This is a genomic window from Streptomyces sp. NPDC101234 (assembly GCF_044767525.1).
GTDB lineage: Bacteria > Actinomycetota > Actinomycetes > Streptomycetales > Streptomycetaceae > Streptomyces > Streptomyces sasae.
Map to the genome: position 1 here is coordinate 61,676 of NZ_JBIWOA010000047.1, position 24,895 is coordinate 86,570.

Sequence of the window (24,895 nt, forward strand, 5' to 3'; positions counted from 1 at the left end):
CGCCCCGCAACACTCCCTCACCCCGCAGACCGAGCCCGCCGCCACAAACCCGGTGCCACACTGATGACCACGGTCAGGGCGACCGCCACCACGACCCCCTCCCACGGCTCCGGGAACAACGACCCGCCCAGGATCCCGATCACCTGATAGGTCGCCGCCCACGCCAGACACGCCGGCGCGTTCCCCCGCGCGAACCGCCTGAGCGGCCAGTCCGCCAGCAGACACGCCAGCATCACCGGGATACGACCGGCCGGCACCAACCGCGACAGCACCAGCACCGACACCCCGTGCTCGGCCAGCTTCGCCCGCGTCTGCTCCAGCCGGTCCTCCGGCGCCCGTCCCCGGATCGCCGCCAGCCACCGCGACCCGTTCCTCGACCCCATCCCGCGCCGCCCCAGCCAGTACAGCGCCGCATCCCCCAGGAACGCCGCCAGCGACGCCGTCACGAACACCAGCGCCAGAGCGAACGGCGCCGTCTGGTGGAACGCCACCACCGCCGCCGAACTCACCAGCGCCCCCGTCGGCACCACCGGCACCAACGCGCCTATCAGCACCAGCAGAAACAGCGTCGGATACCCGATCGCCTGCTGCGTGGACTCGGTGGCGGGCGAGGTCGCCGCCGTGGATCCGGCGGCGGCCGCCATGACCACCAGCAGTCTCACCGTGCGACCTCCAGCCGCACACGCTCCCCGTGGCCGAGCTTGTGCACCGTCACCTGCGGCGCGTACTCGGCCGCGAGGCGCACGAACTCGTCGCCCGGTGCATGGAACTCGTGCGGGCGCACCGCGTCCATGCCGATCGGCCAGTACGTCCCGTAGTGCACCGGCACCGCGCTGCGCGGTGCCAGCGCGGCCAGCGCCCGGGCCGCCCGCCCGGCGTCGAGGTGCCCCTCCCCGAGATACGGCCCCCACCCGCCGACCGGCAGCAGGGCCACGTCCACCGGCCCGACCACCTGGGCCATCTCGTCGAACAGCCCGGTGTCCCCGGCGAAGTACGTCCGTGCCGCGCCCTCGACGACGTACCCGAGGGCGGGGGAGCGGTGCGGGCCGACCGGCAGCCGCCGGCCGTCGTGCAATGCGGGCACGGCGCGCACGACCAGGGGGCCGACGTGCACCTCGTCCCCGACCCCGACCTCCGTGATCCGCAGCCGGTCCAGACGCCGGAGCGCGGGTATCGCCCGTGGTGCGCCCCGGGGCACCAGCAGGCGCGTACCCGGCGCGAGCCCGGCGAGCGAGGGGACGTGCAGATGGTCGGCGTGCAGATGGGAGACGAGCGCGAGGTCCGCGTGCCGGGCCTCGGACGGCGGCGGGGCACCCCGGCGGCGGCGCAGATGCGCGAGCCGGCGCGCGAACAGAGGATCGGTGAGCACGCGTACGCCCGAATCCTCGATGGTGCAGGTGGCGTGACCCCACCAGGTGATCTCCACCGGCACCTTCTTTGCCTCCTTCGCGCGACTCCCCGAAGCCTACGTGCAGGAGTATGGTCGGCGGCGAAACCCGGAGGTGAGGGGGACGCCATGGGACAGCCGCGGGGTGCCTCCGGCGGGCTCGCGCCGGTGCGGGTGACCGCGATCGCGAGTCTGACGCCCCTGGAGGAACTGGAGATCGACCCCTTCCTGGTCGACTCCCGCAGCCAGCACGCGATGTGCGCCCGCTGGGCCGTGGAGCACGGGTACGTGATCGCCCGCGAACTCCTGGTCCGCGGCCTGCGTCACGACCACAGCGCCCTGTGGGCGGGGGTCCGGCCCGGCCTCGACGTCTTCGTCGCACCCAGCAGACGGGTGCTGGAGAGCGCGCTCTCGTCGGTCGACGACTTCACGGCCGAGTGCGCGCGGCGCGGGGTCCGGGTGGAGACCGTGGGCCGTGCCGAACCACGCTACGACGCCCGGATGAAGGCCATGATCCACCGGAGACTGTCGATGCCCACGGCCGGGTACGACGGCAGGTGAGCCCGCTCTCGCCCCACCGCCGTATGACAGTGTTGACCGCACGGGACCCGCGGCCGGTGCGGGGCGTGGACGTGAGGTCGGTGGGGCGTGCGGTGGCGGCGGGTCGTCAGTCAGATCGGGCGGAGCGTCACGGTGTGGGCGGTCTCCACCGTCACGATGCTGGTGCTCGCCGGGATCCTGCCCGACTTCCAGCTCCAGTCCCCGGACGGTGACAGCGCCACCCGGATCGCCGTGACCGCGGCCCTCGGCGCCGGCGCCTTCGGTGTGCTGTCGGCCGTCGTATGGCCCCTTCTCGTACGGCTGCTGCTGCTCGTGCCCGCCCTCGTCCTCGGCCTGCTGGTCTTCTTCCTCAACGGCTCCCTCCTCCTCGTCGCCCTGCGGATCAACCCCTCCGGGCAGAGCGAGGCCGCGCCGGAGACCGCCGTGATCGTCGCCGCCGTGATGTCCGCCGTCGCCTCCGCCACCGGCGGTGCCCTCGCCGTCCGCGACGACGACGCCTACCGGCGCCGGCTCTCCCGCCTCGCCACCCGCCGCCGCAGGTCCCACCCGCCGTGCCCGGCCGTCCCCGGCACCGTCTTCCTCCAGCTCGACGGCGTCGGCCACGACGTCCTCACCGCCGCCGTCGACAAGGGCCTGATGCCCACCGTGGCGCGCTGGCTCCAGGACCCCACCCACCGGCTCACCCCCTGGCGCACCGACTGGTCCAGCCAGACCGGCGCCAGCCAGCTCGGCATCCTGCACGGCTCCAACTTCGACGTCCCCGCCTTCCGCTGGTACGAGAAGGAGCACCGGGAGGTGATGGTCTGCAACCGGCCGACCAGCGCGGCCGAACTCCAGCGCCGGGCCGTCGAGCGCACCGCCGACGGGGGCCTGCTCACCCTGGACGGTGCCAGCCGTGGCAACCTCTTCAGCGGCGGCGCCGACGAACAGGCACTCGTCCTGTCCATCGCCACCCGCCGCCGGGGCCGGGAGAACCGTTCCCGCGCCGGTTACTTCGCCTACTTCTCCGACCCCGCCAACGCCGTCCGTACCGCCCTCTCCTTCTTCGCCGAGGTCGTCCGCGAGATCGGCCAGTCCAGCACGGCCCGGCTCCGCAAGCAGCGGCCGCGCGTCAAACGCGGCGGCCTCTACCCCTTCGTCCGCGCCTTCGCCACCGTCGTCGAACGGGACGTCGTCGTCGCCGCGGTCATGGGCGACCTGCTCGTCGGCCGCAGCGCCGTCTACGCCGACCTGGTCGCCTACGACGAGGTCGCCCACCACTCCGGACCGCACAGTCGCGACGCCGAGAAGGTGCTGCAACGCCTGGACCGCGCCCTCGCCCTGATCGAGAAGGCCGCCGAACACGCCCCGAGGCCGTACAGGATCGTCGTCCTCTCCGACCACGGCCAGAGCCCCGGCGAGACCTTCCGCGCCCGCTACGGGCTCACCCTGGGCGACCTGGTGCGCGCCGGCTGCGGGCTGCCCGTGCCGCGGCGGGCCGTGGGGGTCCCGCCACGCGTTGAGCAGTGGGGGAGTACCCACAGCGGGACGGAGGCGCGGGCCGCGGTGCGCGCGGCGCTGCGTCGGCCGGTCGAGGAGGGCGGGGAGAAGCACCGTCCGACCCGGCACTCCGAGCCGATCGTGCTCGCGTCCGGCAACCTCGGCCTGATCTCCTTCCCGGACGTGCCGCACCGGATGACCAAGGAGGAGATCGACGCGCGGTACCCGGCCCTGCTCACCACCCTCGCCAACCATCCCGGCGTCGGGTTTCTGCTGGTGCGCAGCGAAGCGCACGGTGGAGTCGTGCTCGGTGCGTACGGTGCGGAGGTGCCGGTCGAGCGGCTCGACGGGGATGCGGGGCCGCTGGCGGTTTTCGGCGCGGGCGCGGCGGACGCGATACGGCGGACCCACTCGTTCCCGCACACCGCCGACGTCATGGTCAACTCGTGGTACGACCCGGAGGACGGCGAAGTGCTCGCGTTCGAGGAGCAGATCGGGTCGCACGGGGGGTTGGGGGGCGCGCAGGGTCGGCCGTTCCTGTTGTCGCCGGTTGATTTCTCGGCGCCGGTGGGGGAGGGGGAAGAGCTTGTGGGGGCCGAGGCCGTGCATCGGGTGTTGCGGCGGTGGATTCGGGAGATGGACGGGCCGCAGATTCCGTTGTCCGAGGAAGAAGAGAAAGCTGCGTAGTTCGTTCGCCGCGGGCCGGTGGGGGCTTGTCGCGCAGTTCCTCCCCCAGCCTTCGGCCGGGGGTACCCCAGCGCCCCTTTAGGGGCGCTTCATGCCTGCCTCCTGAAAATTCAGCTGCGTCCATGGTGCCCCCGGCTCACACTGTTCGAGTCGCAAACGTCTCGAACACCCCCAAGGAGCAGCCTCTTGCAGGCAGCCGTCGCCGTCACGCCCTCCCGCATCCCCGAACTCCTCCTCGGTCTCGCCACCGTCCGGCCCGTCTTCATCTGGGGGGCGCCCGGCATCGGGAAGTCCTCTCTCGTGCGGGAGTTCGCCGAGTCGCTGGGCCTGGAGTGTGTGAGTCTGCTCGGTACCCAGCTCGCGCCCGAGGACCTGATCGGCGTCCCGCAGATCCGCGACGGGCGGTCGGTGTTCTGCCCGCCCGAGGCGATCGCCCGGGACGAGCCGTACTGTTTGTTCCTCGACGAGCTGAACGCGGCCACACCCGACGTCCAGAAGGCCTTCTACTCGCTGATCCTGGACCGGCGCATCGGGAACTACGAGCTGCCCAAGGGCTCGATCGTGATCGGCGCCGGCAACCGGGCCACCGACAACGCCCTCGCCCGGCCCATCGCCTCCGCCCTCGTCAACCGGCTGGCCCACGTCCACCTGGAGGCCTCCGCGCACGACTGGCTCGCCTGGGCCGCGGGCAACGCCATCCACCCCTGGATCCTGGACCACCTGACCGACCGGCCCGACCACCTGTGGTCCAAGCCGCCGAAGACCGAGGAGCCGTTCTCCACCCCGCGCTCCTGGCACATGCTCTCCGACGCCCTGCACTCCTTCGGGCGCGACCTCGACGAGGAGACGCTGAAGGTCCTCGCCCACGGCACGCTGACGCCCGCGCACGCGACCGCCTTCTGCGGTTACGTCAAGATCGTGCGGAGCCGCTTCGGCATCGAGGCGATCCTCAAGGGCGACGCCGGCTGGCCGCATCGCGTCGAGGACCGTGACCTGCTGTACTACCTCGCCGAGTCGTTCCGGGGGCGGCTCGTCAAGGAACTGCCCGTCGACAAGGAGCACATGTCGGCGAACGGCCGGCAGGCCGCGTACCGCGCCAAGTCGCTGCTGGTGCAGCTCGCCGAGATCTCCGTCGAGGTCGCCCAGACCGTCATCGCCTCCGACACCGACGGCAACCCCGTGCTGCCCGCCTGGTTCCTGATCGAGGCGGCCCGGGACATGCCCCGGCTCGTGGAGGCCCGCCGGTGAGCCGAACCGCTCCACGGAACAACCAGAAGAACCAGAAGAAACCGGACCCTGCCGCGGAGAACTTCGCGGCAGGCGTCGAGCTGCTGCGCGCCAACCCCGCCCTGCGGGCCGTCGAGTTCACCATCTGCCGGCACGAGAAGTGCGAACTCGCGCCCACCGAGGGGCTGGTGCGTGCCGACTCCGACGGCGTGCTGCACGCCCACGCCACCCGCCGCGCCGAACCCGCCGAGTGGGCCTGGGCGCTGGCCCACTGCACCATCCACCTCGGCTTCGGCCATCTCCCGGCCGCCACCGGCCCGCGCACCCAGCCCGACCGCTACGACCTCGCCGCCCGCTGCACCGTCGTCAACCGCTTCCTGCAGACCTTCCCGGTCGGCGAGACGCCGGACCACCTGCCCGCGTCGTACCCGGACGGCGACGAGGAACAGCTCGCCGCCCGCTGGCGGCGCGCCGGAGGCATTCCGGCCGCCTACGAGCGCGGCGGCACCAGCGGCGGCGAAGCGGACCAGCTGCTGCTCTCCTGGAACACATGGGCCGGGCAGATCCCCGACTGGCAGATCGGCTTCGCGCACGCGCTGACCCGCACCATGTCCCGGGCGATGGACCTGGCCGGCGGCCGCCGCACCTCCATGTCCGGGCCGCCCACCCCGCTGCGCCCCTGGGAGAAGGCGCTGAGCTGGTTCATCTCCTCCTACCCGCTGCTCGGCGGCATCGCGGCCGGCATCAAGCTGGTCGCCGACGCCGAACTGGCCCGTGCCCACGACATCGCCGTGGCCGCCGTCAACCCCGAGGCCGGCGAGATCTACATCAACCCGCTGCGCACGATGGACGACGAGGAATGGCGGTTCGTCCTCGCCCACGAGATGCTGCACGCCGCCCTGCGCCACGGCGACCGCCTCGGCGGCCGCGACCCCTACCTCTTCAACATCGCCTGCGACTATGTCATCAACGGCTGGCTGGTCGAGATGCGCGTCGGCACCATGCCCGAAGGGCTGCTGTACGACCCGGAGTTGAAGGACCTGTCGGCGGAGGAGGTCTACGACCGGATCGCGGGGGACCTGCGGCGGCTGCGGCGCCTGGCCACGCTGCGCGGCAAGGGGCGCGGCGATGTGCTGGGCGCGCCGCTCAAGCCGCCCGGTGTCTATGCCGACCTCGACGAGTTCTACCGGCGAGGGCTGTACCAAGGGCTCGACCTGCACCAGACCCAGGGCCGGGGTTTCCTGCCGGGCGGCCTGGTCGAGGAGATCCGCGCGCTGAGTCATCCGCCGCTGCCCTGGGACGCGCAACTCGCCCGCTGGTTCGACGAGTTCGTGCCACGCCCGGAGGCCGTACGGTCGTACGCGCGCCCCTCGCGCCGCCAGTCCTCCACCCCCGACATCCCGCGCGCGGGGCGTTACTTCCCGCCCGAGGAGGTCGCCCGCTGCACCTTCGGCGTGGTCCTGGACACCTCCGGCTCCATGGACCGCACCCTGCTCGGCAAGGCCCTCGGCGCGATCGCCTCCTACGCGGAGGCCCGGGACGTACCGGCCGCCCGGGTCGTCTTCTGCGACGCGGCCCCGCACGACGTCGGGTATCTGCCGGCGACCGAGATCGCCGGGCGGGTCCGGGTGCACGGGCGCGGCGGCACCGTCCTGCAGCCCGGCATCGACCTGCTGCACCGCGCGGACGACTTCCCGCCCACCGCCCCGCTCCTGGTGATCACCGACGGCTGGTGCGATGTACTGCGGGTCCGCCGCGAGCACGCGTACCTGATCCCGCAGGGTGCGCGGCTGCCCTTCAGTGCAAGGGGACCCGTCTTCCGGGTGCGCTGAGCCCGGATGTGATCGGATGGGACCTGCGAAACCGGTCCACTCGCCGAAAGGAACAACCGTGGCTACCACGCGTACCGCACACACCGTCTGGGAAGGCAGCCTCACCGAGGGCAACGGTGTCATCACCTTCGACTCCTCCGGTATCAGTGAGCAGCCGGTCACGTGGGCCGCCCGCTCCCAGGAGGCGAACGGCAAGACCAGCCCGGAGGAGCTGATCGCGGGCGCCCACTCCAGCTGCTTCTCCATGGCGCTGTCGCACGCCCTGGCCGGTGCCGGTACCCCGCCCACCAGGCTGGTCACCAACGCCGACGTCACCTTCCAGCCGGGCACCGGCATCACCGGCATCCACCTGACCGTCGAGGGCACGGTCCCCGGCCTGGACGAGGACGGCTTCGTCGCCGCCGCCGAGGACGCCAAGAAGAACTGCCCGGTCAGCCAGGCCCTGGCCGGCACCACCATCACCCTGTCGGCGAAGCTCGCCTGACCGCCGCACCCCACCCGGTGCCGCGTCCCCGTCCGGGGGCGCGGCACCGTCGTTTTACGGGGTACCCGGCATTGACAACGGCCCGCTCAAGTTTTGTGCTGGAGTCGGGGAAGTGCCCTGGGCGGAAGGGGACGGACATGGCACGTGCGGTCGGAATCGATCTCGGTACGACGAACTCGGTGGTGGCCGTCCTGGAGGGCGGTGAGCCCACCGTCGTCGCCAACGCCGAGGGGGCGCGCACCACCCCGTCGGTGGTGGCCTTCGCCAAGAACGGCGATGTGCTGGTCGGCGAGGTCGCCAAGCGGCAGGCGGTGACCAATGTGGACCGCACCGCGCGCTCGGTGAAGCGGCACATGGGCGACGCGGCCTGGCGGTTCCCGGAGAGCGGGAGCGTCGACGGCACGCGGTACCGGGCCCAGGAGCTGTCGGCGCGGGTGCTGCAGAAACTGAAGCGGGACACCGAGGCGTACCTCGGCGAGGACGTCACCGACGCGGTGATCACCGTACCCGCGTACTTCGACGACTCCCAGCGGCAGGCCACCAAGGAGGCCGGGGAGATCGCCGGCCTGAAGGTGCTGCGGATCATCAACGAGCCGACGGCCGCCGCCCTCGCCTACGGCCTCGACCGGGGTGAGGAGCAGACCGTCCTCGTCTTCGACCTCGGCGGCGGCACCTTCGACGTCTCCCTCCTGGAGATCGGCGACGGTGTGATCGAGGTCAAGGCCACCAACGGTGACACCCACCTGGGCGGCGACGACTGGGACCAGCGGGTCGTCGAACACCTCGTGAAGAGGTTCAAGGGGCAGTACGGCATCGACCTCGGCAACGACAAGATGGCGCTGCAGCGACTGCGCGAGGGCGCGGAGAAGGCGAAGATCGAGCTGTCGTCGTCGACGGAGACCTCGGTCAACCTGCCCTACATCACCGCCTCCGCCGAAGGCCCCCTCCACCTGGAGGAGAAACTGACGCGTGCTCAGTTCCAGGAGCTGACCGCGGACTTGCTGGACCGCTGCAAGAAACCCTTCCACCAGGCCGTCAAGGACGCGGGCGTGCGGCTGTCCGCGATCGACCATGTCATCCTGGTCGGCGGCTCGACGCGGATGCCCGCCGTCACCGACCTGGTCAAGGAACTCACCGGCAAGGACCCGCACAAGGGCGTCAACCCGGACGAGGTGGTCGCGGTCGGAGCGGCCCTGCAGGCGGGTGTCATCCGCGGTGACGTCAAGGACGTGCTGTTGCTGGACGTCACACCGCTGTCCCTGGGCATCGAGACCAAGGGCGGCATCATGACCAGGCTCATCGAGCGCAACACCACGATCCCGACCCGGCGTGCGGAGATCTTCACCACCGCGACCGACAACCAGCCCTCGGTCGGCATCCAGGTCTACCAGGGCGAACGCGAGATCGCCGCCTACAACAAGAAGCTCGGCGTCTTCGACCTCACCGGCCTGCCGCCCGCGCCGCGCGGCGTCCCGCAGATCGAGGTGGCCTTCGACATCGACGCGAACGGGATCATGCACGTCTCGGCGAAGGACCTCGCCACCGGCCGCGAGCAGAAGATGACCGTGACCGGCGGCTCCGCTCTCCCCAAGGACGACATCGACCGCATGATGCGGGAGGCCGAGCAGTACGCCGAGGAGGACCGCAACCGCCGGGAGGCCGCCGAGACCCGCAACCAGGCCGAGCAACTCGTCTACCAGACCGAGAAGTTCATCCGCGACAACGAGGACAAGGTCCCGGCGGCCGCGAAGGCCGAGGTGGCGGGCGCGGTGGGCGAGCTGAAGGCGCTGCTGGAACGGAACGCCGACACCGCCGAACTCCGGACCGGCGTCGAGAAGCTGGCCACGGTGAGCCAGAAGATGGGGCAGGCCATGTACGCGAACGCCGGCGCCGCCGGCGGTTCGGCCGAGGAACAGCGGGCACCCGAGGCCGAGGAGGAGGGCGTGGTGGACGCGGAGATCGTGGACGACGAGCGGGGCGCGACCGGGTGAGGCACCGCTCCTCGCGACCGGGTCAGCGGCGGGTCGTCTCCCAGCCCCGCCGTTCCGGACGGGGGCCCAACTGCCGTGGGTCCCTGGTCCGGTACACCACGTACGGGCGGAACAGGTACTGCACCGGTGCGCTGAACATATGGACCAGGCGGGTGTACGGGACCATGGCGATCAGGATCATGCCGATGACCGCATGCACCTGGTAGAGGACCGGGACGTCCGCCATCAGGGCCGTCCTCGGCTGGAGGGTGAACAGGCTGCGGGCCCAGGGCGCGATCGTCTCGCGGTAGTCGTAGCCGTCCCCGCCGGCGTGGGTCAGTTTCGCGGTCATGCCCAGCACGATCGCCGCCGCCAGGAACAGGTACATCGCCTTGTCGTTCGCCGTCGTGGCGCGGAAGACCGGGGCGCGGGTACGGCGGCGGTAGAGGAGGAGGGCGAGGCCGGCCACCGTCAGAGCGCCCGCCAAGGTGCCGCCGTAGAGGGAGAACAGGTGGTAGGTGTGCTCACTCACACCGAGGGCGTTCGTCCAGGACGACGGGATGAACAGGCCGACGACATGGCCCGCCAGGACGAACAGGATGCCGTAGTGGAAGGCGGGGGAGGCGATGTCGAGCAGTTTCGACTCGTAGACCTGGGAGGAGCGGGTGGTCCAGCCGTACTTGTCGTAGCGGTAGCGCCAGACCAGTCCGGCCACGAGAAGGGCGAAGGCGATGTAGGGCAGGGCGCCCCAGAGGAGGGTGCTCACGAGCGCGGCCCATGGCATACCGTCGGCAACGTGTCGCACACCACCCGTACCACGCTGGCGTACGGTGTGCCGAAGTCCGTCAGCCGGCACCGCAGTTGTTCCAGGCAGTCACGGTGCTCGGTGAGCAGGTCGGTGTTGCCGGTCCGGGCCGTGAACTCCAGGACGGCCGGCAGGAAGTCCGGCAGTTCCTCGCCGGTGAACTCCATGCCGTACGCCTGGTAGATCTCCTTGAACCGGACCAGGGACATGCCCCGGCGACGGGTGTCGCCGTCCTGCCACCAGCTGAGGTAGAGACTGTGCCGGTTCTTGAAGTCGAAGACCTGTACATAGTGCGCGGCCAGCTCCTGCTGCGGGGTCACCGTCGCATGGTCGGTGAACTCCCGCAGCTGCGGGGCGGCTTCGCGCAGCAGCGGCAGCCGGGCGACGAAGTCGTCGTCCGGGTAGGTGAGACAGAGCGCCGCCGCCTGGTAGAACACCGCGTCCGAGGGCATCAGTCCTCCTTCGCCTCGTCGGGAGTGTCGGCGGTCTGCCGTCTGCGCAGGCTGTGGAAGTTCTCCACCGACACCAGAGGGAGCAGTTTGCGTCCCGAGTCCTGGCCGAACGGGCCGTTGCCGCCCATACCGGGTCCGCCGGCGTGGTCGAGGCTGCACGCGTCCGGCACCGCGGACTCCTCCAGACGGCGTGCGTCACCTACCGCCGCCGTCGGAATCACGTACCGGTCCTCGTACTTGGCGATCGCCAGCAGCCGGTACATCGCCTCGATCTCCGCCGGCCGCATCCCCACGGCCCTGGCGATCGCCGGGTCCGGCTCCTCGGCGAGGTTGAGTGCCCGCATGTGGGAGCGCATCGCCGCGAGTTTCTCCAGCGACGACCGCACCGGGCCGGTGTCGCCCGCGGTGAAGAGCTCGGCCAGGTATTCGAGGGGGATGCGCAGGGTGTCGATCGCGGCGAAGAGGTTCCGGGCGTCCTCACCGTCGTGGCCCGTCTCGGACAGGGCCTCGACGACGGGGGACAGGGGCGGGATGTACCAGACCATCGGCATCGTGCGGTACTCCGGGTGCAGGGGCAGCGCCACCCGGTACTCGCTGATCAGCGCGCGGACCGGGGAGCGGCGGGCCGCCTCCATCCAGTCGTACGGGATGCCCGCCTCGTCGCAGGCGACCTGCACGCTCGGATCGTGCGGATCGAGGAAGACACCCAGCTGGGCCTCGTACAAGGCCTTCTCGTCCTCGGTCTCGGCCGCCGCCGTCACCTTGTCGGCGTCGTAGAGGACCACCCCGAGATAGCGCAGCCGGCCCACGCAGGTCTCCGAGCAGACCGTGGGCAGCCCGACCTCGATGCGCGGGTAGCACAGGGTGCACTTCTCGGCCTTGCCGGTGGCGTGGTTGAAGTAGACCTTCTTGTACGGGCATCCCGTCACGCACATCCGCCAGCCCCGGCAGCGGTCCTGGTCGACCAGGACGATGCCGTCCTCGGCCCGTTTGTACATCGCCCCGGACGGACAGGACGCCACGCACGACGGGTTGAGGCAGTGCTCGCAGATCCGCGGCAGATAGAACATGAAGGTCTGCTCGAACTCGAACTTCACCTTGTCCGCCGCCTGCCGGCGGATGCGCTCGACCATCGGGTCGAGGTCGCCGTGGGCGGGCGCGCCGGCCAGGTTGTCGTCCCAGTTCGACGACCACTCGATCTTCATCGGCTTGCCGTCGAGCTGCGAGACCGGACGGGCCACCGGGTAGTCGTCACCGAGCGGGGCGTCGGTGAGGTTCTTGTAGTCGTAGGTCCAGGGCTCGTAGTAGTCCTTGATCTCCGGCAGCCTGGGGTTGGAGAAGATCCCGGCGAGTTTGTGCAGCCGCCCGCCCGCCTTCAGCTTCAGGGCGCCCCGCCGGTTCAGCTCCCAGCCGCCGCGCCAGGTCTCCTGGTCCTCGTAGCGGCGCGGATAACCCTGGCCGGGCCGGGTCTCGACGTTGTTGAACCAGACGTACTCCATGCCCCGCCGGTTGGTCCACGCCTGCTTGCAGGTGACCGAACAGGTATGGCAGCCGATGCACTTGTCGAGGTTCATGACCATCGCGATCTGGGCCATCGGGCGCATCAGTACTCGACCTCCTGGCTGCGGCGCCGGATCACGGTCACCTCGTCGCGCTGGTTGCCCGTCGGGCCCAGGTAGTTGAAGGCCCAGGACAGCTGGGCGTAACCGCCGATCAGGTGCGAGGGCTTGAGGATGAGGCGGGTGAGCGTGTTGTGGATGCCGCCGCGCATACCGGTGGTCTCCGTCTTGGGGACGGCCACCGTGCGTTCCTGAGCGTGGTGCATGTAGACCGTGCCGGCCGGCATCCGGTGCGAGACGACCGCCCGGGCCGTCACGACACCGTTGCGGTTGACCGCCTCGACCCAGTCGTTGTCCTTCACCCCGATGGTGTCCGCGTCCTGCGGGGACATCCAGATGTTCTGGCCGCCCCGGGAGAGGGCCAGCATGAACAGGTTGTCCTGGTACTCGGAGTGGATGGACCACTTGTTGTGCGGGGTGAGATAACGGACCGTCACCTCCCGCTGTCCGTCCGGGCCCAGATGCGGTTCGCCGAACAGCTTGTTCATGTCCAGCGGCGGCCGGTAGACGGGAAGCGCCTCGCCCAGTTCGTGGATCCAGTCGTGGTCGAGGAAGAAGTGCTGGCGTCCGGTGAGCGTGTGCCAGGGCTTGAGGTGTTCGGTGTTGAGGATGAACGCCGTGTAGCGGCGGCCGCCCGCCTCGCTGCCCGACCACTCCGGAGAGGTGATCACCGGCACCGGCGCCGCCTGGGTGTCGGCGTACGTGATCCGCTTGCCCTCGTGCTCGGCGGCCAGCTGGGCCATCTCCTGCCCGGTGCGCTCCTCCAGGGTGCGGAAACCCTGGGTGGCGAGACGGCCGTTGGTGGTGCCGGACAGCGCCAGGATGGTGTCGGCCGCCTTCACCGCCGTGTCGAGGGACGGGCGGCCCTGGTATCCGGTGCCGTTCAGATCCCGTAGATACGCCACCTCTTGGTCGGGCTTCAGGGTGATTCCCTTGGCGGGCAGGCCGAGTTGCTCCACCAGCGGGCCGAGCGCCGTGAACTTGGCGCCGATCGCCGTGTAGTCCCGCTCGACCACGGTCAGATTCGGCATGGTCTCCCCGGGCACCGGCTCGCACTCCCCGCGCCGCCAGTCCCGTACCACCCCGCCCGGCTGGGCGACCTCGCCCGGGGTGTCGTGCTGCAGCGGCACCGCCACCAGGTCCTTGCGCACCCCGAGGTGCTCGACGGCCAGTTCGCTCAGCCGCTCCGCGAGCGCCTTGAAGGCGTCGAAGTCGGTGCGCGCCTGCCAGGGCGGGTCCACGGCCGGGGTGAAGGAGTGCACGAACGGATGCATGTCCGTCGACGACAGGTCGTGCTTCTCGTACCAGGTGGCGGCCGGCAGCACGACGTCCGACAGCAGGGTCGAGGACGTCTGCCGGAAGTCGAGCGAGACGAGGAGGTCGAGCTTGCCCTCGGGCGCCTCGTTCCGCCAGACCACGTCCCGTGGCCGCTCCTCGGGGGTCGCCTCCTCGGCACGCAGGGAGGAGTGCGTGCCGAGGAGGTGCTTGGTGAAGTACTCCGCGCCCTTCGCCGACGAGCCCAGCAGATTCGCCCGCCACAGGGTCAGGACCCGCGGCCAGTTCTCCGGTGCGTCCGGGTCCTCGCACGCGAACTTGAGCGTCCCCGCGCGGAGTTCGGCGACCGCGTTGGCCACCGGGTCGCCGAAGGCGCCGCCGAGTTCGAGGGGGTTGCGGTCGAAGGTCGGGTACGACGGCATCCAGCCCGAGCGGGCCGACAGCGCGAGACAGTCCGCCCCGGTCATCCCGGCGAGCCTGCCCTGGCCCAGCGGCGAGGCCAGGACGTCGGCGGCGAACCGGTCGTAGCGCCACTGGTCGGTGTTGAGGAACCAGTACGCGGTGCCGATCATCTGGCGCGGCGGCCGGGACCAGTCGTTGGCGGAGGCCAGCGTGGCCCAGCCGGTCACCGGGCGGCACTTCTCCTGGCCGACGTAGTGCGCCCAGCCGCCGCCGTTGCGGCCCTGGCAGCCGGTGAGCTGGAGCAGGGCGAGGAAGGCGCGGTAGATGGTCTCGGAGTGGAACCAGTGGTTGGTGCCGGCGCCCATCAGGATCATGCAGCGGCCCTTGGAACGCTCGGCGGTCCGCGCGAACTCCCGGGCGATCTTGATGCACTTGGCGGCCGGCACCGAGGTGTGCCGCTCCTGCCAGGCGGGGGTGCCGGGGGCGCCCGCGTCCTCGTAGTGGGTGGGCCAGCTGCCCGGCAACCCGTGGCGCCACACGCCGTACTGGGCGAGCAGGAGGTCGTAGACGGTGGTCACCAGCGGGCCGTCCGCTCCGCCCAGACGGGTCGCCGGTACGGCCCTTCGCAGTACGTCCCCCCACCCCTGGCCGTGCTCGCCGCCGTCCGTGGCGAAGTGCGGGAGCAGCACCTCCACCCCGGCCGCCACCTCGCTGCCGTACAGGCTCAACTTCGGTTCGATGTCGCCCAGTTCGAGGTTCCAGCGGCCCTTGCCGGAGTCGGTCCAGCGGAAGCCGAGGGAGCCGTTCGGGACCACCGCGCGGCCGGAGACCGAGTCCAGGACGACCGTCTTCCACTCGGCGCCCTCGCCCTCCTGCCCCAGATCGGTGGCGCGCAGGAACTTGTCCGGCACATACGCGCCGTCCCGTTCGGTGAGCGTCACCAGGAACGGCAGGTCGGTGAACTTCCTTACATAGTCCGCGAAGAACGGCGTCTCGCGGTCGACGAAGAACTCCTTCAGGATGACGTGGCCCATCGCCAGGGCCAGCGCGCCGTCGGTGCCCGGGTGCGGGTGCAGCCACTCGTCGGCGAACTTGGCGTTGTCCGCGTAGTCGGGGGAGACGACCACCACCTTCTGACCGCGGTAGCGGGCCTCCGCCATCCAGTGCGCGTCGGGGGTGCGGGTCACCGGGACGTTCGAGCCCCACATCATCAGATAGGCCGCGTCCCACCAGTCTCCCGACTCCGGTACGTCCGTCTGGTCGCCGAACACCTGCGGGGAGGCGACGGGAAGGTCGGCGTACCAGTCGTAGAAGGAGAGCATCGGGGCGCCGATGAGCGAGTGGTAGCGGGCGCCGGCCGCATGGGACACCATCGACATCGCGGGAATGGGGGAGAAACCGGCGATGCGGTCGGGACCGTAGGTCCTGATGGTGTGCACCTGCGCGGCGGCGACGATCTCCACCGCCTCGTCCCAACTCGCCCGCACCAGGCCGCCCTTGCCGCGCGCCTGCTGGTACCGGCGGCGGCGCTCGGGGTCGCTCTGGAGGTCCGCCCAGGCGTCCACCGGGTCGCGCAGCCGCTTCTTCGCCTCCCGGTACAGCTCCAGGAGCACACCCCGGACGTACGGATACCGCACCCGTGTCGGCGAGTACGTGTACCAGGAGAACGCGGCACCGCGCGGACAGCCGCGGGGCTCGTACTCGGGGCGGTCGGGGCCGACCGACGGGTAGTCCGTCTCCTGGGTCTCCCAGGTGATGATCCCGTCCTTGACGTACACCTTCCAGCGACAGGAGCCGGTGCAGTTCACCCCGTGGGTGGAGTTCACGACCTTGTCGTGGCTCCAGCGGTCCCGGTAGAAGGCGTCCGCCTCCCGGCCGCCGGTGAACGAGACGCTGTGCAGGTCGGGTGCGGGCGTGCCCGGCCGGAAGAACCGGGCGGCGCCCAGCAGTGCCGCACCCGGCTCCTTGGGGGGTGTCTCCGTATCCGTCACCTGCGCTCCCTTGCTCACCCTTCGCTTAGACGCTAGGGGCGGGCACGGGAACGCACCTGTTCAGGGCGCCCGGACGGGTCAGACCTTGCGGGCGACACCGCCGTAGACCGGCACGATGCCCTCCTGCTGCAGCGCCACGTCCTCCGGGTCGGGGCGCCAGCCGGAGACCGGGATCACCCCGGGGCCGAGCAGTTCCAGGCCGTCGAAGAAGCGCGAGAACCCGAGCAGCGAGCGCGGGTGGAAGGGGGTCCCGCTGCGCCGGAAGTTCGCGGCCGCCTGCTCGATCGCCGCCGGGCTGAGGTCCGGGGTGACCTGGGACAGGATCAGATGGCTGCCCGGCGCGAGCGCGTCCACGTACCGCTTCAGCAGGCCGTACACGTCGTCGCCGGCCGGGTCGTCGTCTAGGTAGTGGGTCAGCGCCACCAGGGACAGCGCGATCGGCTGCCCGAAGTCCAGGGTCTCGGCGGCCCGGCCCAGCAGGGCGTCGACATCGCGGACGTCGGCGTGCACATACGCGGTGCTGCCCTCGGGCGTGCCGTGCAGCAGGGCCTCGGCGTGGCGCAGCACGATCGGGTCGTTGTCCGCGTACACCACCTTCGACTCCGGTGCCACGCCCTGCGCCACCTGGTGCAGATTGGGCTCGGTCGGGATGCCCGTGCCGATGTCCAGGAACTGGCGGGTGCCGGACTCGGCGGCCGTGCGCACGGCCCGCTGCATGAACCGGCGGTTGGCGCGCGCCCCGCGCAGCACCGTGCCGTCCACGGCGAGGATCTTCCGGGCGAGCTCCTCGTCCACCGGGTAGTTGTCCTTGCCGCCCAGCCACCAGTCGTACACCCGCGCCGGATGCGGCCGGCTGGTGTCGACGGCGAGGGACGCGGGCTCGGATGCGGTCACGCTGTGTGCTCCTTCGGGTCCTCAGGTCCTCAGATTTTGTCGCGGTACTCGCGCAGCAGGTCCTCGGTCCGCTGGGCCGAGGCGGCCCGGGCCGTCATATGGTCCAGGACCTCCAGATGGGCCCCGACCTCGTCACGCGAGTCCAGGTACAGGGCGCCGGTCAGATACTCGGTGAAGACCATGTCCGGCAGCTCCGGCTCGGCGAACCGGAACAGCGTGAACGGCGCGTACGTCCCCGGATGCGGGCCGCTCGCGAACTCGGCGAGCTGCAGGGTTATCCGGTCCCGCTCGATATAGGTGAGCAGCTTGTCGACCTGGTCGCGCATCACCCCGCAGTCGATGCTGACCGGGCGCCGCAGCACCGTCTCGTCCATGATCACCCACAGGTGGGGCGGATCGTCCTGCTCCAGCAGCCGCTGCCGGGTCATACGCAGCGACACATGTCGTTCGACGGCCGTGGGGTCGGTATGGCCTATGGTCCCGGCCTCCAGCACGGCCCGCGCATACGCCTCGGTCTGCAACAGGCCGGGGAAGAAGTGCGGTTCGTAGGAGCGGACGACCCGGGCGGCGCCCTCCAGACTCACGTACAGGCTGAACCAGTCCGGCAGGACGTCATGGAACCGCTGCCACCAGCCCGGCTGGTTGGCCTCCTCGGCCAGCCGCACGAACGCGCCCTGCTCCTCCTCGGGCACCCCGTACGTCTCCAGCAGCACCTGGACGTACGGGATCTTCAGCGCGACCTCGGCCATCTCCATCCGCCGTACGGTCGCCTGCGCCACCCGCAGCACCTGGGCCGCCTCGTCCCGGGCCAGGCCCGCCGCCTCCCGCAGCTCCTGCAGCCGTTTGCCCAGCACGACCTGCCCCACGGTGGGCGCAGCACGCCGCTCACTCACGCCACGCCTCCCCTACGTGCACAAGTACGCGTGCAGTCTGACACGCGATGCCGCCGTCGCACACGTTGTCGAGGCAGACTCCTGTGTCTACGCGCGGAGCATCCTTTGCGTCAACCCACGAGCGACTGCAGGTACTTGGCGGTCGCCGGGTCGGCCGGCAGGAACGTCTCGATGGCCAGCTCGGCGACCGTCACGTCCATCGGGGTGTTGAACGTCGAGATCGACGACACGAACGACAGCACCCGCCCCTCGTGCTCGATCCGCAGCGGCAGCGCGAAGTACGCGACGGGCTCGACCGGCCGACCCTCGTCGACACCGGCCGGGACCGGATAGGCGGCGACCTCCTCGTACAACTCCCGCAGCGCGGTCGACCGGTGGAGCGCGATCTGCCGCTCCATCTGCTCCAGCAGATGCCCACGCCACTCGGGCAGATTGCGGATGCGCGGCGCCAGTCCCTCCGGGTGCAGGGTCAGCCGCATCGCGTTCGGCGCGGGCGCGAGCAGCGACTGCGGCACCCCCTCCAGGAGCATGGCGATGCCGCGGTTGGCGGCGACCACGGTGTACGTGGCGTCCACGACCAGCGCCGGATACGGCTCATAGCCTCCGATCAGCCGCTCCATGCCGTCCCGCAGCGCGTCCAGCGCCGGGTCGTCCAGCGGGGTCTCCGGGTAGTGCGGGGCGTAACCGGCGGACAGCAGCAGCGCGTTGCGCTCCCGCACCGGTACGTCCAGGTGCTCGGCCAGGCGCAGCACCATCTCCTCGCTCGGCCGCGCGCGGCCCGTCTCGACGAAGCTGATGTGCCGGGCCGAGGAGTCGGCACGCAGTGCCAGCTCCAGCTGGCTGATCCGCCGCCGCTCCCGCCACGCCCGCAGCAGCGGACCCGCTCCCTTGCCGTCGGAGGCGGTCGGGGAGGCGGCGGGGGAGTCGGCGGGACCGGACGCGACAAGGGTCATACGGACGACCGTAGTCGAGGAGCGCGCGTGTGACCGGCCCGGCAATCCCACTTCATGGCAGGCTGATCCCACGTACGCCTCCGGGAAGGAAACCGCACCATGGCCGTCGAACCGCTGTCGCAGAAGGAGATCGAGGACCGGCTGGCCGAGCTGCCGGGCTGGTCGCTGGACGGCGACCGGCTCGCCCGCGCCTTCCGCCTCGACTCGCACTTCGCCGCCACCGCACTCGTCGTGCACATCGCCCGCATCCAGGACGAGCTCGACCACCACTCCGACCTCACCCTCGGCTACCACACCGTCACCCTCACCGTGAACACCCACAGTGTCGGCGGCGCCGTCACCGAGCTGGACTTCGGACTCGCCCGCAGGGTGGAGGACATCGCCCCAGGCCACGGAGCACACTGAGCCGTGTGCTCGACTACGACAAGGAAGCCGAGGCCTACGACGCGTCCCGCGGTGGCGAGGCCCGCGCCGAGGCGGCCGCCGACGCCGTCCTCGGCCTGATCCCGGACCGACCCGGCCGCCTGCTCGACCTCGCCTGCGGCACCGGCATCGTCACCCGCCGCCTCGCCGCGGCCCGCCCCGCACTCCAGGTCACCGGGGCGGACCGCGCGCACGCCATGGCAAGGCGGGCGGCGGCCCGGCTGCCGGGAGCGATCACGCTGGCCGACAGCCGCCGGCTCCCCTTCCCGGACGCCACCTTCGACGCCGTGACCACCGTCTGGCTGCTCCACCTCATAGCGGACACCGGCGAGGTCCGCGCGATCGTCGCCGAGTGCGCACGCGTGCTGCGGCCCGGCGGGGTCTACGTCACGACCGTCGACAAGGCCGCCGCGCACGACGTCGGCAGCGACATCGACGCCGTCCTCGCACCGCGCCCGCGCCGCCCGGCCCCGGACGCCTCCGAGCACGTGACCGCGCACGCCGCGGTGAACGGCCTGCTCCCCGCCGGACAGTCGGCCTTCGCCGGCCTCGGCCAGGGCCGCAGCCCCCGCTCCACCATCGCCGACCTGCGACGCGGCTGGTTCACGGCGCTACGGCCCGGCGACCCCCGGGCCGAGGAGTTCGCCGAGCGCCTGGCCACCCTGCCCGACCAGGACCGCCACCGCCCCGACCCCCACTTCACCCTACGAGCGTTCAGGAAACCGACGGCCGGCTGAAGGAGGCCCCCCGTCCCCGAACTCCACCGCCACGGAAGCCGAACTGGCCGAAAGACACGGCAACTCCCGGGCGGGCGGCTGCGACTGACAGCAGACCCAGTCCGTCTCCCGGGAGGTACCCCACGTGCAGCACCCGCATCGCAGACGACGCTCCGCCGTCCTGGCGGCACTCACCACCGCGGCCGCACTGGTCGGCGCCGGTCTGACCGCTCTCTCCGCCGGCCCCGCCGCGGCGGCCACCGCCCGTCAGGTCGAGGCCCTCGACCGGGGCGTGGTCAGCGTCCACACCGACGCCGGCAACCTGGTCAGCTGGCGCTGGCTGGGCACTGACCCCGATGACGTCTCCTTCAACGTCTACCGCGCCGGTACGAAGGTCAACTCCAGCCCGATCACGGGCTCGACGAACTACTTCCACTCCGGCGCCCCGGCCCAGGCCGACTACACCGTTCGCGCGATCGTGAACGGCGTCGAACAGGCCGACTCGGTCCACGCGATCCAGTTCCGCGCCGGCTACAAGGACGTCCCCATCACTCCGCCCGCCGGTGGCACCACCCCTGACGGGGTGTCGTACACCTACGAGGCCAACGACGCCTCCGTCGGCGATCTCGACGGCGACGGCCGGCTGGACTTCGTGCTCAAGTGGCAGCCGACCAACGCCAAGGACAACTCCCAGTCCGGCTACACCGGCGACACCTTCCTCGACGGCATCACACTCGACGGCACCCGCCTGTGGCGCATCGACCTGGGGAAGAACATCCGCTCCGGCGCCCACTACACCCAGTTCCAGGTGTACGACTACGACGGCGACGGCAAGGCCGAGGTCGCCATGAAGACCGCGGACGGCACGGTCGACGGCACGGGCGCGGTGATCGGCGACTCGGCGGCCGACTACCGCAACTCCAGCGGTTACGTCCTGTCCGGGCCGGAGTACCTGACCATGTTCAACGGGCAGACCGGCAAGGCGATGGGTACGGTCGACTACGTCCCGGCACGCGGCACGGTGTCCTCGTGGGGCGACTCCTACGGCAACCGCGTCGACCGCTTCCTCGCCGGCACCGCCTACCTCGACGGCTCCCGCCCCTCGCTGATCGAGGCGCGCGGCTACTACACCCGTACCGTCATCGCGGCCTGGGACTGGCGGAACGGCGCCTTCACCCGGCGCTGGACCTTCGACACCAACTCCTCCACCAACAGCGGCAAGGGCTACGACGGCCAGGGCGACCACCAGCTGTCCATCGCGGACGTCGACGGCGACGGCAAGGACGAGATCGTGTACGGCTCGATGGCCGTCGACGACAACGGCTACGGACTCTGGACGACCAAGAACGGCCACGGCGACGCCATGCACGTCGGCGACCTGGACCCCTCCCGGCCCGGCCTGGAGGAGTTCAAGGTCGACGAGGACAGCTCCAAGCCCTCCTCCTGGATGGCGGACGCGAAGACCGGCGAGATCCTCTGGTCCACCGACCCCAACGGCGACAACGGCCGCGGCGTCTCCGGGGACATCTGGGCGGGCAGCGCGGGCGCCGAGTCCTGGTCCTCGCACGCGGACGGCGTACGCAACCCGCAGGGCACGGTGGTCGCGAGCCGCAAGCCCTCCAGCACCAACTTCCTCTCCTGGTGGGACGGCGACCCGGTCCGTGAACTCCTCGACGACACCCACATCGACAAGTACGGCACCTCGGCCGACACCCGCCTGCTGACCGGCGCCGACGTCCACTCGAACAACGGCACCAAGGCGACCCCGTCCCTCTCCGGGGACATCCTCGGCGACTGGCGCGAGGAGGTCGTCTGGCCGACGACGGACAACACGGCCCTGCGGATCTACTCCACCCCGTACGAGACGAGCACCCGTATCACCACCCTCCTCCACGACACCCAGTACCGCACGGCCCTGGCCTGGCAGAACACCGCCTACAACCAGCCCCCGCACCCGAGCTTCTTCATCGGCGACGGGATGGCCACGGCACCGCGCCCGACGGTCTACACCCCCTGAGCGAAGGCGGGCGCGGGTCCTTGCGGCACGCGCCCGCTCCCTCTCCCGGGAGGCCTCCCGGCCCAGGGAGGGAGAGGCGGCCGGTGTCGGCGTGCGGCCGTGGGATCCCGGGCCCGCCATGGGCCGAGCGGACCTTCCACCCCGGGACCATGGGCCCGCCTCCGGGCCGTACGGCCGCTCCCCGTGCCCTCCCCCGACGCTGAACCATCGAAGACGCAACGCGCCGGCGGAAGACGCAACGAGCCGGCGCGCACCGGACTCGAACCGTCGCCGGACCCCCGTCGCGGGGATACCGCCACAGGAGGTGGAGATCGTGCCTCGCACCGTCACAGCGGGTGCCGACGGCGCGCCCGAGAGCCGGGCCGCCCGTGCTGGTCCGGGAACCGGTTCCGGAGCCGTTGGCCGCCCTGGTGCCTGGTGCCTGGTGCCTGGTGCCTAGGCCCTGGCCCTAGGCCGCCGACCCGTCCGGAGACCGGCCTGGACCGGCGTGGGAGCCCTGCCGCAGCCGCACCCGGAGGCCGCCCGGCTGCACGAGCGGCGGGCCCTGGCTACGCTGAACGAGGCGCCGAGCGAACCGCCACCGAACCTGCCCCCGCACCGGCGGACCACGCCGGGTCACGCCCGACGGGTGTTCGTGACGGCCTCCCACGACGCCGGCCCTCCGGCCATGGGCGCCCCGCGCAGACCCCGCAGCGTGACCCTCCCCCCCGGCCGTGTCGCCCACGCGGTCCCGCACCACCCCACCTACCTGGTCACCGTCGTCCCCGAGCGGACATGGCCCACGGTGACCGACCGGCTGCCCCGCAGCCCGACCACCGGCCCGCACCGACGACTTCGGGAGCCCCACCCATGTCCCAGCTCGAACAGCAGGACACCGCCGTACTGTCCGAAGAGGAGTTGCGCACCCTGGACGCGCACTGGCGCGCCGCGAACTACCTGGCCGCGGGCCAGATCTACCTGATGTCGAACCCGTTGCTCGCCGAGCCGTTGCGGCCGGAGCACATCAAGCCCCGGCTGCTCGGTCACTGGGGCACCTCGCCGGGTCTGAACCTTGTGTACACGCACCTGAACCGGGTGATCAGGGCGCGTGGGCTGGATGCGTTGTGCGTGTGGGGGCCGGGGCACGGCGGTCCGTCCGTGCTGGCGAACTCCTGGCTGGAGGGCAGTTACAGCGAGACCTATCCGGATGTGTCGCGGGACGCGGCGGGGATGGCACGACTGTTCAGGCAGTTCTCCTTCCCCGGCGGTGTGCCCAGCCATGTGGCCCCGGAGACGCCGGGTTCGATCCACGAGGGCGGTGAACTCGGCTACTCGCTCTCCCACGCCTACGGTGCCGCCCTGGACAACCCGGACCTGCTGGTCGCCTGTGTGGTCGGTGACGGCGAGGCGGAGACCGGGCCGCTGGCGGCGTCCTGGCACTCGAACAAGTTCCTCGACCCGGCGCACGACGGCGCCGTGCTGCCGATCCTGCATCTCAACGGCTACAAGATCGCCAACCCGACCGTCCTGGCCCGTCTACCCGAGGCCGAACTCGACGATCTGCTGCGCGGATACGGTCACGACCCGATCCATGTCACCGGTGACGACCCGCGTGAGGTCCACCGTGCCATGGCCGCGGCGATGGACGACGCTCTGGACCGCATCGCCGTCATGCAGCGCTCGGCCCGCGAGGACGGTGTCACCGAGCGGGTGCACTGGCCGATGATCGTGCTGCGTACGCCCAAGGGGTGGACGGGCCCTGCCGAGGTGGACGGTGTCCCCGTCGAGGGCACCTGGCGGGCCCATCAGGTGCCGCTGTCCGCGGTCCGTGAAAACCCCGAGCATCTGCGGCAGCTGGAGGCGTGGCTGCGGTCGTACCGGCCGGCGGAGCTGTTCGGGCCCGACGGCCGGCCGGTCGCCGACGTGCTCGCCTGTGTCCCCGACGGCGCCCGCCGCCTCGGTGCCACCCCGCACGCCAACGGCGGCCTCCTCGTCCGGGACCTGCCCCTGGCCGGCCTCGACGAGTTCGCCGTACCCGTCGACAAACCGGGCGCCACCCTGCACGAACCCACCCGGGTCCTAGGTGACTTCCTCGCCCGGGTCATGGCCGGCACCCGCACCCGCCGGGACTTCCGTGTCGTCGGTCCCGACGAGACCGCCTCCAACCGGCTCCAAGCCGTCTACGACGCCACCGGCAAGGCCTGGCAGGCCGAGGTGCTCCCGGTGGACGAACACCTCGACCGGCACGGCCGGGTGATGGAGATCCTCTCCGAACACTGCTGCCAGGGCTGGCTGGAGGGCTATCTCCTCACCGGCCGGCACGGACTGTTCTCCTGCTACGAGGCGTTCGTGCACATCGTCGATTCGATGGTCAACCAGCACATCAAGTGGCTCAAGACGTCCAGGGAGCTGGCCTGGCGGGCCCCGATCGCCTCCCTCAACTACCTTCTCACCTCGCACGTCTGGCGTCAGGACCACAACGGCTTCTCGCACCAGGACCCCGGCTTCGTCGACCACGTCCTCAACAAGAGCCCCGAGGTCGTCCGCGTCTACCTCCCGCCGGACGCCAACACCCTGCTCTCCGTGGCGGACCACGTGCTGCGCAGCCGCGACTACGTCAACGTGGTCGTGGCCGGCAAACAGCCCTGCTTCGACTGGCTCTCCATGGACCAGGCCCGCGTCCACTGCGCCCGCGGCGCCGGGATCTGGGAGTGGGCCGGCACCGAGAACGGCACCCGTGAACCCGACGTGGTACTCGCCTGCGCCGGCGACGTCCCCACCCAGGAGGTGCTGGCCGTCGCGCAGTTGCTGCGCCGCCATCTCCCCGAGCTGGCCGTGCGCGTGGTCAA

The 24,895-nt window shown here is 71.2% G+C and carries 19 protein-coding genes; 10 read left to right on the forward strand and 9 right to left on the reverse strand.

Going from position 1 to position 24,895, the window contains the following annotated elements; all coding sequences use genetic code 11:
- Positions 1 to 17 precede the first annotated feature (17 nt).
- Positions 18 to 644, reverse strand: coding sequence for a DedA family protein (locus tag ACIRR9_RS48925; RefSeq protein ID WP_403766390.1), 627 nt, complete (start codon positions 642 to 644; stop codon positions 18 to 20).
- 14 nt (positions 645 to 658) lie between these two features.
- Entirely contained in the window at positions 659 to 1,432 is a 774-nt protein-coding gene (locus ACIRR9_RS48930; RefSeq protein WP_123972481.1) for an MBL fold metallo-hydrolase, read from the reverse strand.
- A gap of 84 nt (positions 1,433 to 1,516) precedes the next feature.
- Between ACIRR9_RS48930 and ACIRR9_RS48935 the strand changes: the two genes are divergently transcribed.
- The 6 genes from ACIRR9_RS48935 to dnaK all read left to right on the forward strand — a co-directional run bounded on the left by ACIRR9_RS48935 (position 1,517) and on the right by dnaK (position 9,648).
- Positions 1,517 to 1,948 carry a hypothetical protein gene (locus ACIRR9_RS48935; protein ID WP_365351733.1) on the forward strand — a complete coding sequence of 144 codons (432 nt, stop codon included), beginning with the start codon at positions 1,517 to 1,519 and terminating at the stop codon, positions 1,946 to 1,948.
- An 87-nt stretch (positions 1,949 to 2,035) separates the two neighbouring features.
- Complete coding sequence (locus ACIRR9_RS48940) at positions 2,036 to 4,114, forward strand: phage holin family protein (RefSeq protein ID WP_403766346.1); 2,079 nt, start codon at positions 2,036 to 2,038, stop codon at positions 4,112 to 4,114.
- Between the two features lie 186 nt (positions 4,115 to 4,300).
- The gene (locus ACIRR9_RS48945; protein ID WP_403766349.1) at positions 4,301 to 5,362 is read left to right on the forward strand and encodes an ATP-binding protein; all 1,062 of its coding nucleotides are present in this window, start codon (positions 4,301 to 4,303) and stop codon (positions 5,360 to 5,362) included.
- Positions 5,359 to 7,173 carry a hypothetical protein gene (locus ACIRR9_RS48950; protein ID WP_403766352.1) on the forward strand — a complete coding sequence of 605 codons (1,815 nt, stop codon included), beginning with the start codon at positions 5,359 to 5,361 and terminating at the stop codon, positions 7,171 to 7,173. Before ACIRR9_RS48945 ends, ACIRR9_RS48950 begins: the two co-directional genes overlap by 4 nt.
- Before the next feature lie 58 nt (positions 7,174 to 7,231).
- Entirely contained in the window at positions 7,232 to 7,657 is a 426-nt protein-coding gene (locus ACIRR9_RS48955) for an OsmC family protein (RefSeq protein ID WP_123972477.1), read from the forward strand.
- Between the two features lie 137 nt (positions 7,658 to 7,794).
- Positions 7,795 to 9,648, forward strand: a complete 1,854-nt coding sequence (gene dnaK, locus ACIRR9_RS48960; RefSeq protein WP_403766356.1) for a molecular chaperone DnaK — start codon at positions 7,795 to 7,797, stop codon at positions 9,646 to 9,648.
- 22 nt (positions 9,649 to 9,670) lie between these two features.
- Here the strand turns inward: dnaK and narI are convergent, their stop codons facing one another.
- The 7 genes from narI to ACIRR9_RS48995 all read right to left on the reverse strand — a co-directional run bounded on the left by narI (position 9,671) and on the right by ACIRR9_RS48995 (position 18,911).
- Entirely contained in the window at positions 9,671 to 10,393 is a 723-nt protein-coding gene (gene narI / locus ACIRR9_RS48965; protein ID WP_403766358.1) for a respiratory nitrate reductase subunit gamma, read from the reverse strand.
- Complete coding sequence (narJ, locus tag ACIRR9_RS48970; protein ID WP_403766361.1) at positions 10,390 to 10,884, reverse strand: nitrate reductase molybdenum cofactor assembly chaperone; 495 nt, start codon at positions 10,882 to 10,884, stop codon at positions 10,390 to 10,392. Before narJ ends, narI begins: the two co-directional genes overlap by 4 nt.
- Positions 10,884 to 12,488: a nitrate reductase subunit beta gene (gene narH, locus ACIRR9_RS48975; protein WP_403766363.1), complete on the reverse strand. Its 1,605-nt coding sequence runs from the start codon at positions 12,486 to 12,488 to the stop codon at positions 10,884 to 10,886. The genes narJ and narH overlap by 1 nt, the downstream gene beginning before the upstream one ends.
- Positions 12,488 to 16,171, reverse strand: a complete 3,684-nt coding sequence (locus ACIRR9_RS48980) for a nitrate reductase subunit alpha (RefSeq protein WP_403766366.1) — start codon at positions 16,169 to 16,171, stop codon at positions 12,488 to 12,490. The genes narH and ACIRR9_RS48980 overlap by 1 nt, the downstream gene beginning before the upstream one ends.
- A gap of 78 nt (positions 16,172 to 16,249) precedes the next feature.
- A complete protein-coding gene (locus ACIRR9_RS48985; RefSeq protein ID WP_403766369.1) occupies positions 16,250 to 17,065 on the reverse strand; it encodes an SAM-dependent methyltransferase in 816 nt (271 codons plus the stop codon).
- A 29-nt stretch (positions 17,066 to 17,094) separates the two neighbouring features.
- Positions 17,095 to 17,958 (reverse strand): helix-turn-helix domain-containing protein, encoded by an 864-nt coding sequence (locus tag ACIRR9_RS48990; protein WP_384567740.1) that lies wholly within the window; start codon positions 17,956 to 17,958, stop codon positions 17,095 to 17,097.
- 110 nt (positions 17,959 to 18,068) lie between these two features.
- Positions 18,069 to 18,911: a helix-turn-helix domain-containing protein gene (locus ACIRR9_RS48995; protein WP_403766372.1), complete on the reverse strand. Its 843-nt coding sequence runs from the start codon at positions 18,909 to 18,911 to the stop codon at positions 18,069 to 18,071.
- A 99-nt stretch (positions 18,912 to 19,010) separates the two neighbouring features.
- On the opposite strand from ACIRR9_RS48995, the gene ACIRR9_RS49000 reads away from it, so the two are divergent.
- The 4 genes from ACIRR9_RS49000 to ACIRR9_RS49015 form a co-directional block, all read left to right on the forward strand.
- The gene (locus ACIRR9_RS49000) at positions 19,011 to 19,316 is read left to right on the forward strand and encodes a 4a-hydroxytetrahydrobiopterin dehydratase (RefSeq protein WP_384567735.1); all 306 of its coding nucleotides are present in this window, start codon (positions 19,011 to 19,013) and stop codon (positions 19,314 to 19,316) included.
- A gap of 5 nt (positions 19,317 to 19,321) precedes the next feature.
- Positions 19,322 to 20,071: a class I SAM-dependent methyltransferase gene (locus tag ACIRR9_RS49005; protein WP_403766376.1), complete on the forward strand. Its 750-nt coding sequence runs from the start codon at positions 19,322 to 19,324 to the stop codon at positions 20,069 to 20,071.
- 124 nt (positions 20,072 to 20,195) lie between these two features.
- Positions 20,196 to 22,067, forward strand: coding sequence for a rhamnogalacturonan lyase (locus ACIRR9_RS49010; RefSeq protein WP_403766379.1), 1,872 nt, complete (start codon positions 20,196 to 20,198; stop codon positions 22,065 to 22,067).
- An 849-nt stretch (positions 22,068 to 22,916) separates the two neighbouring features.
- A partial coding sequence (locus ACIRR9_RS49015) for a phosphoketolase (protein WP_403766382.1) occupies positions 22,917 to 24,895 on the forward strand: 1,979 nt, incomplete at its 3' end.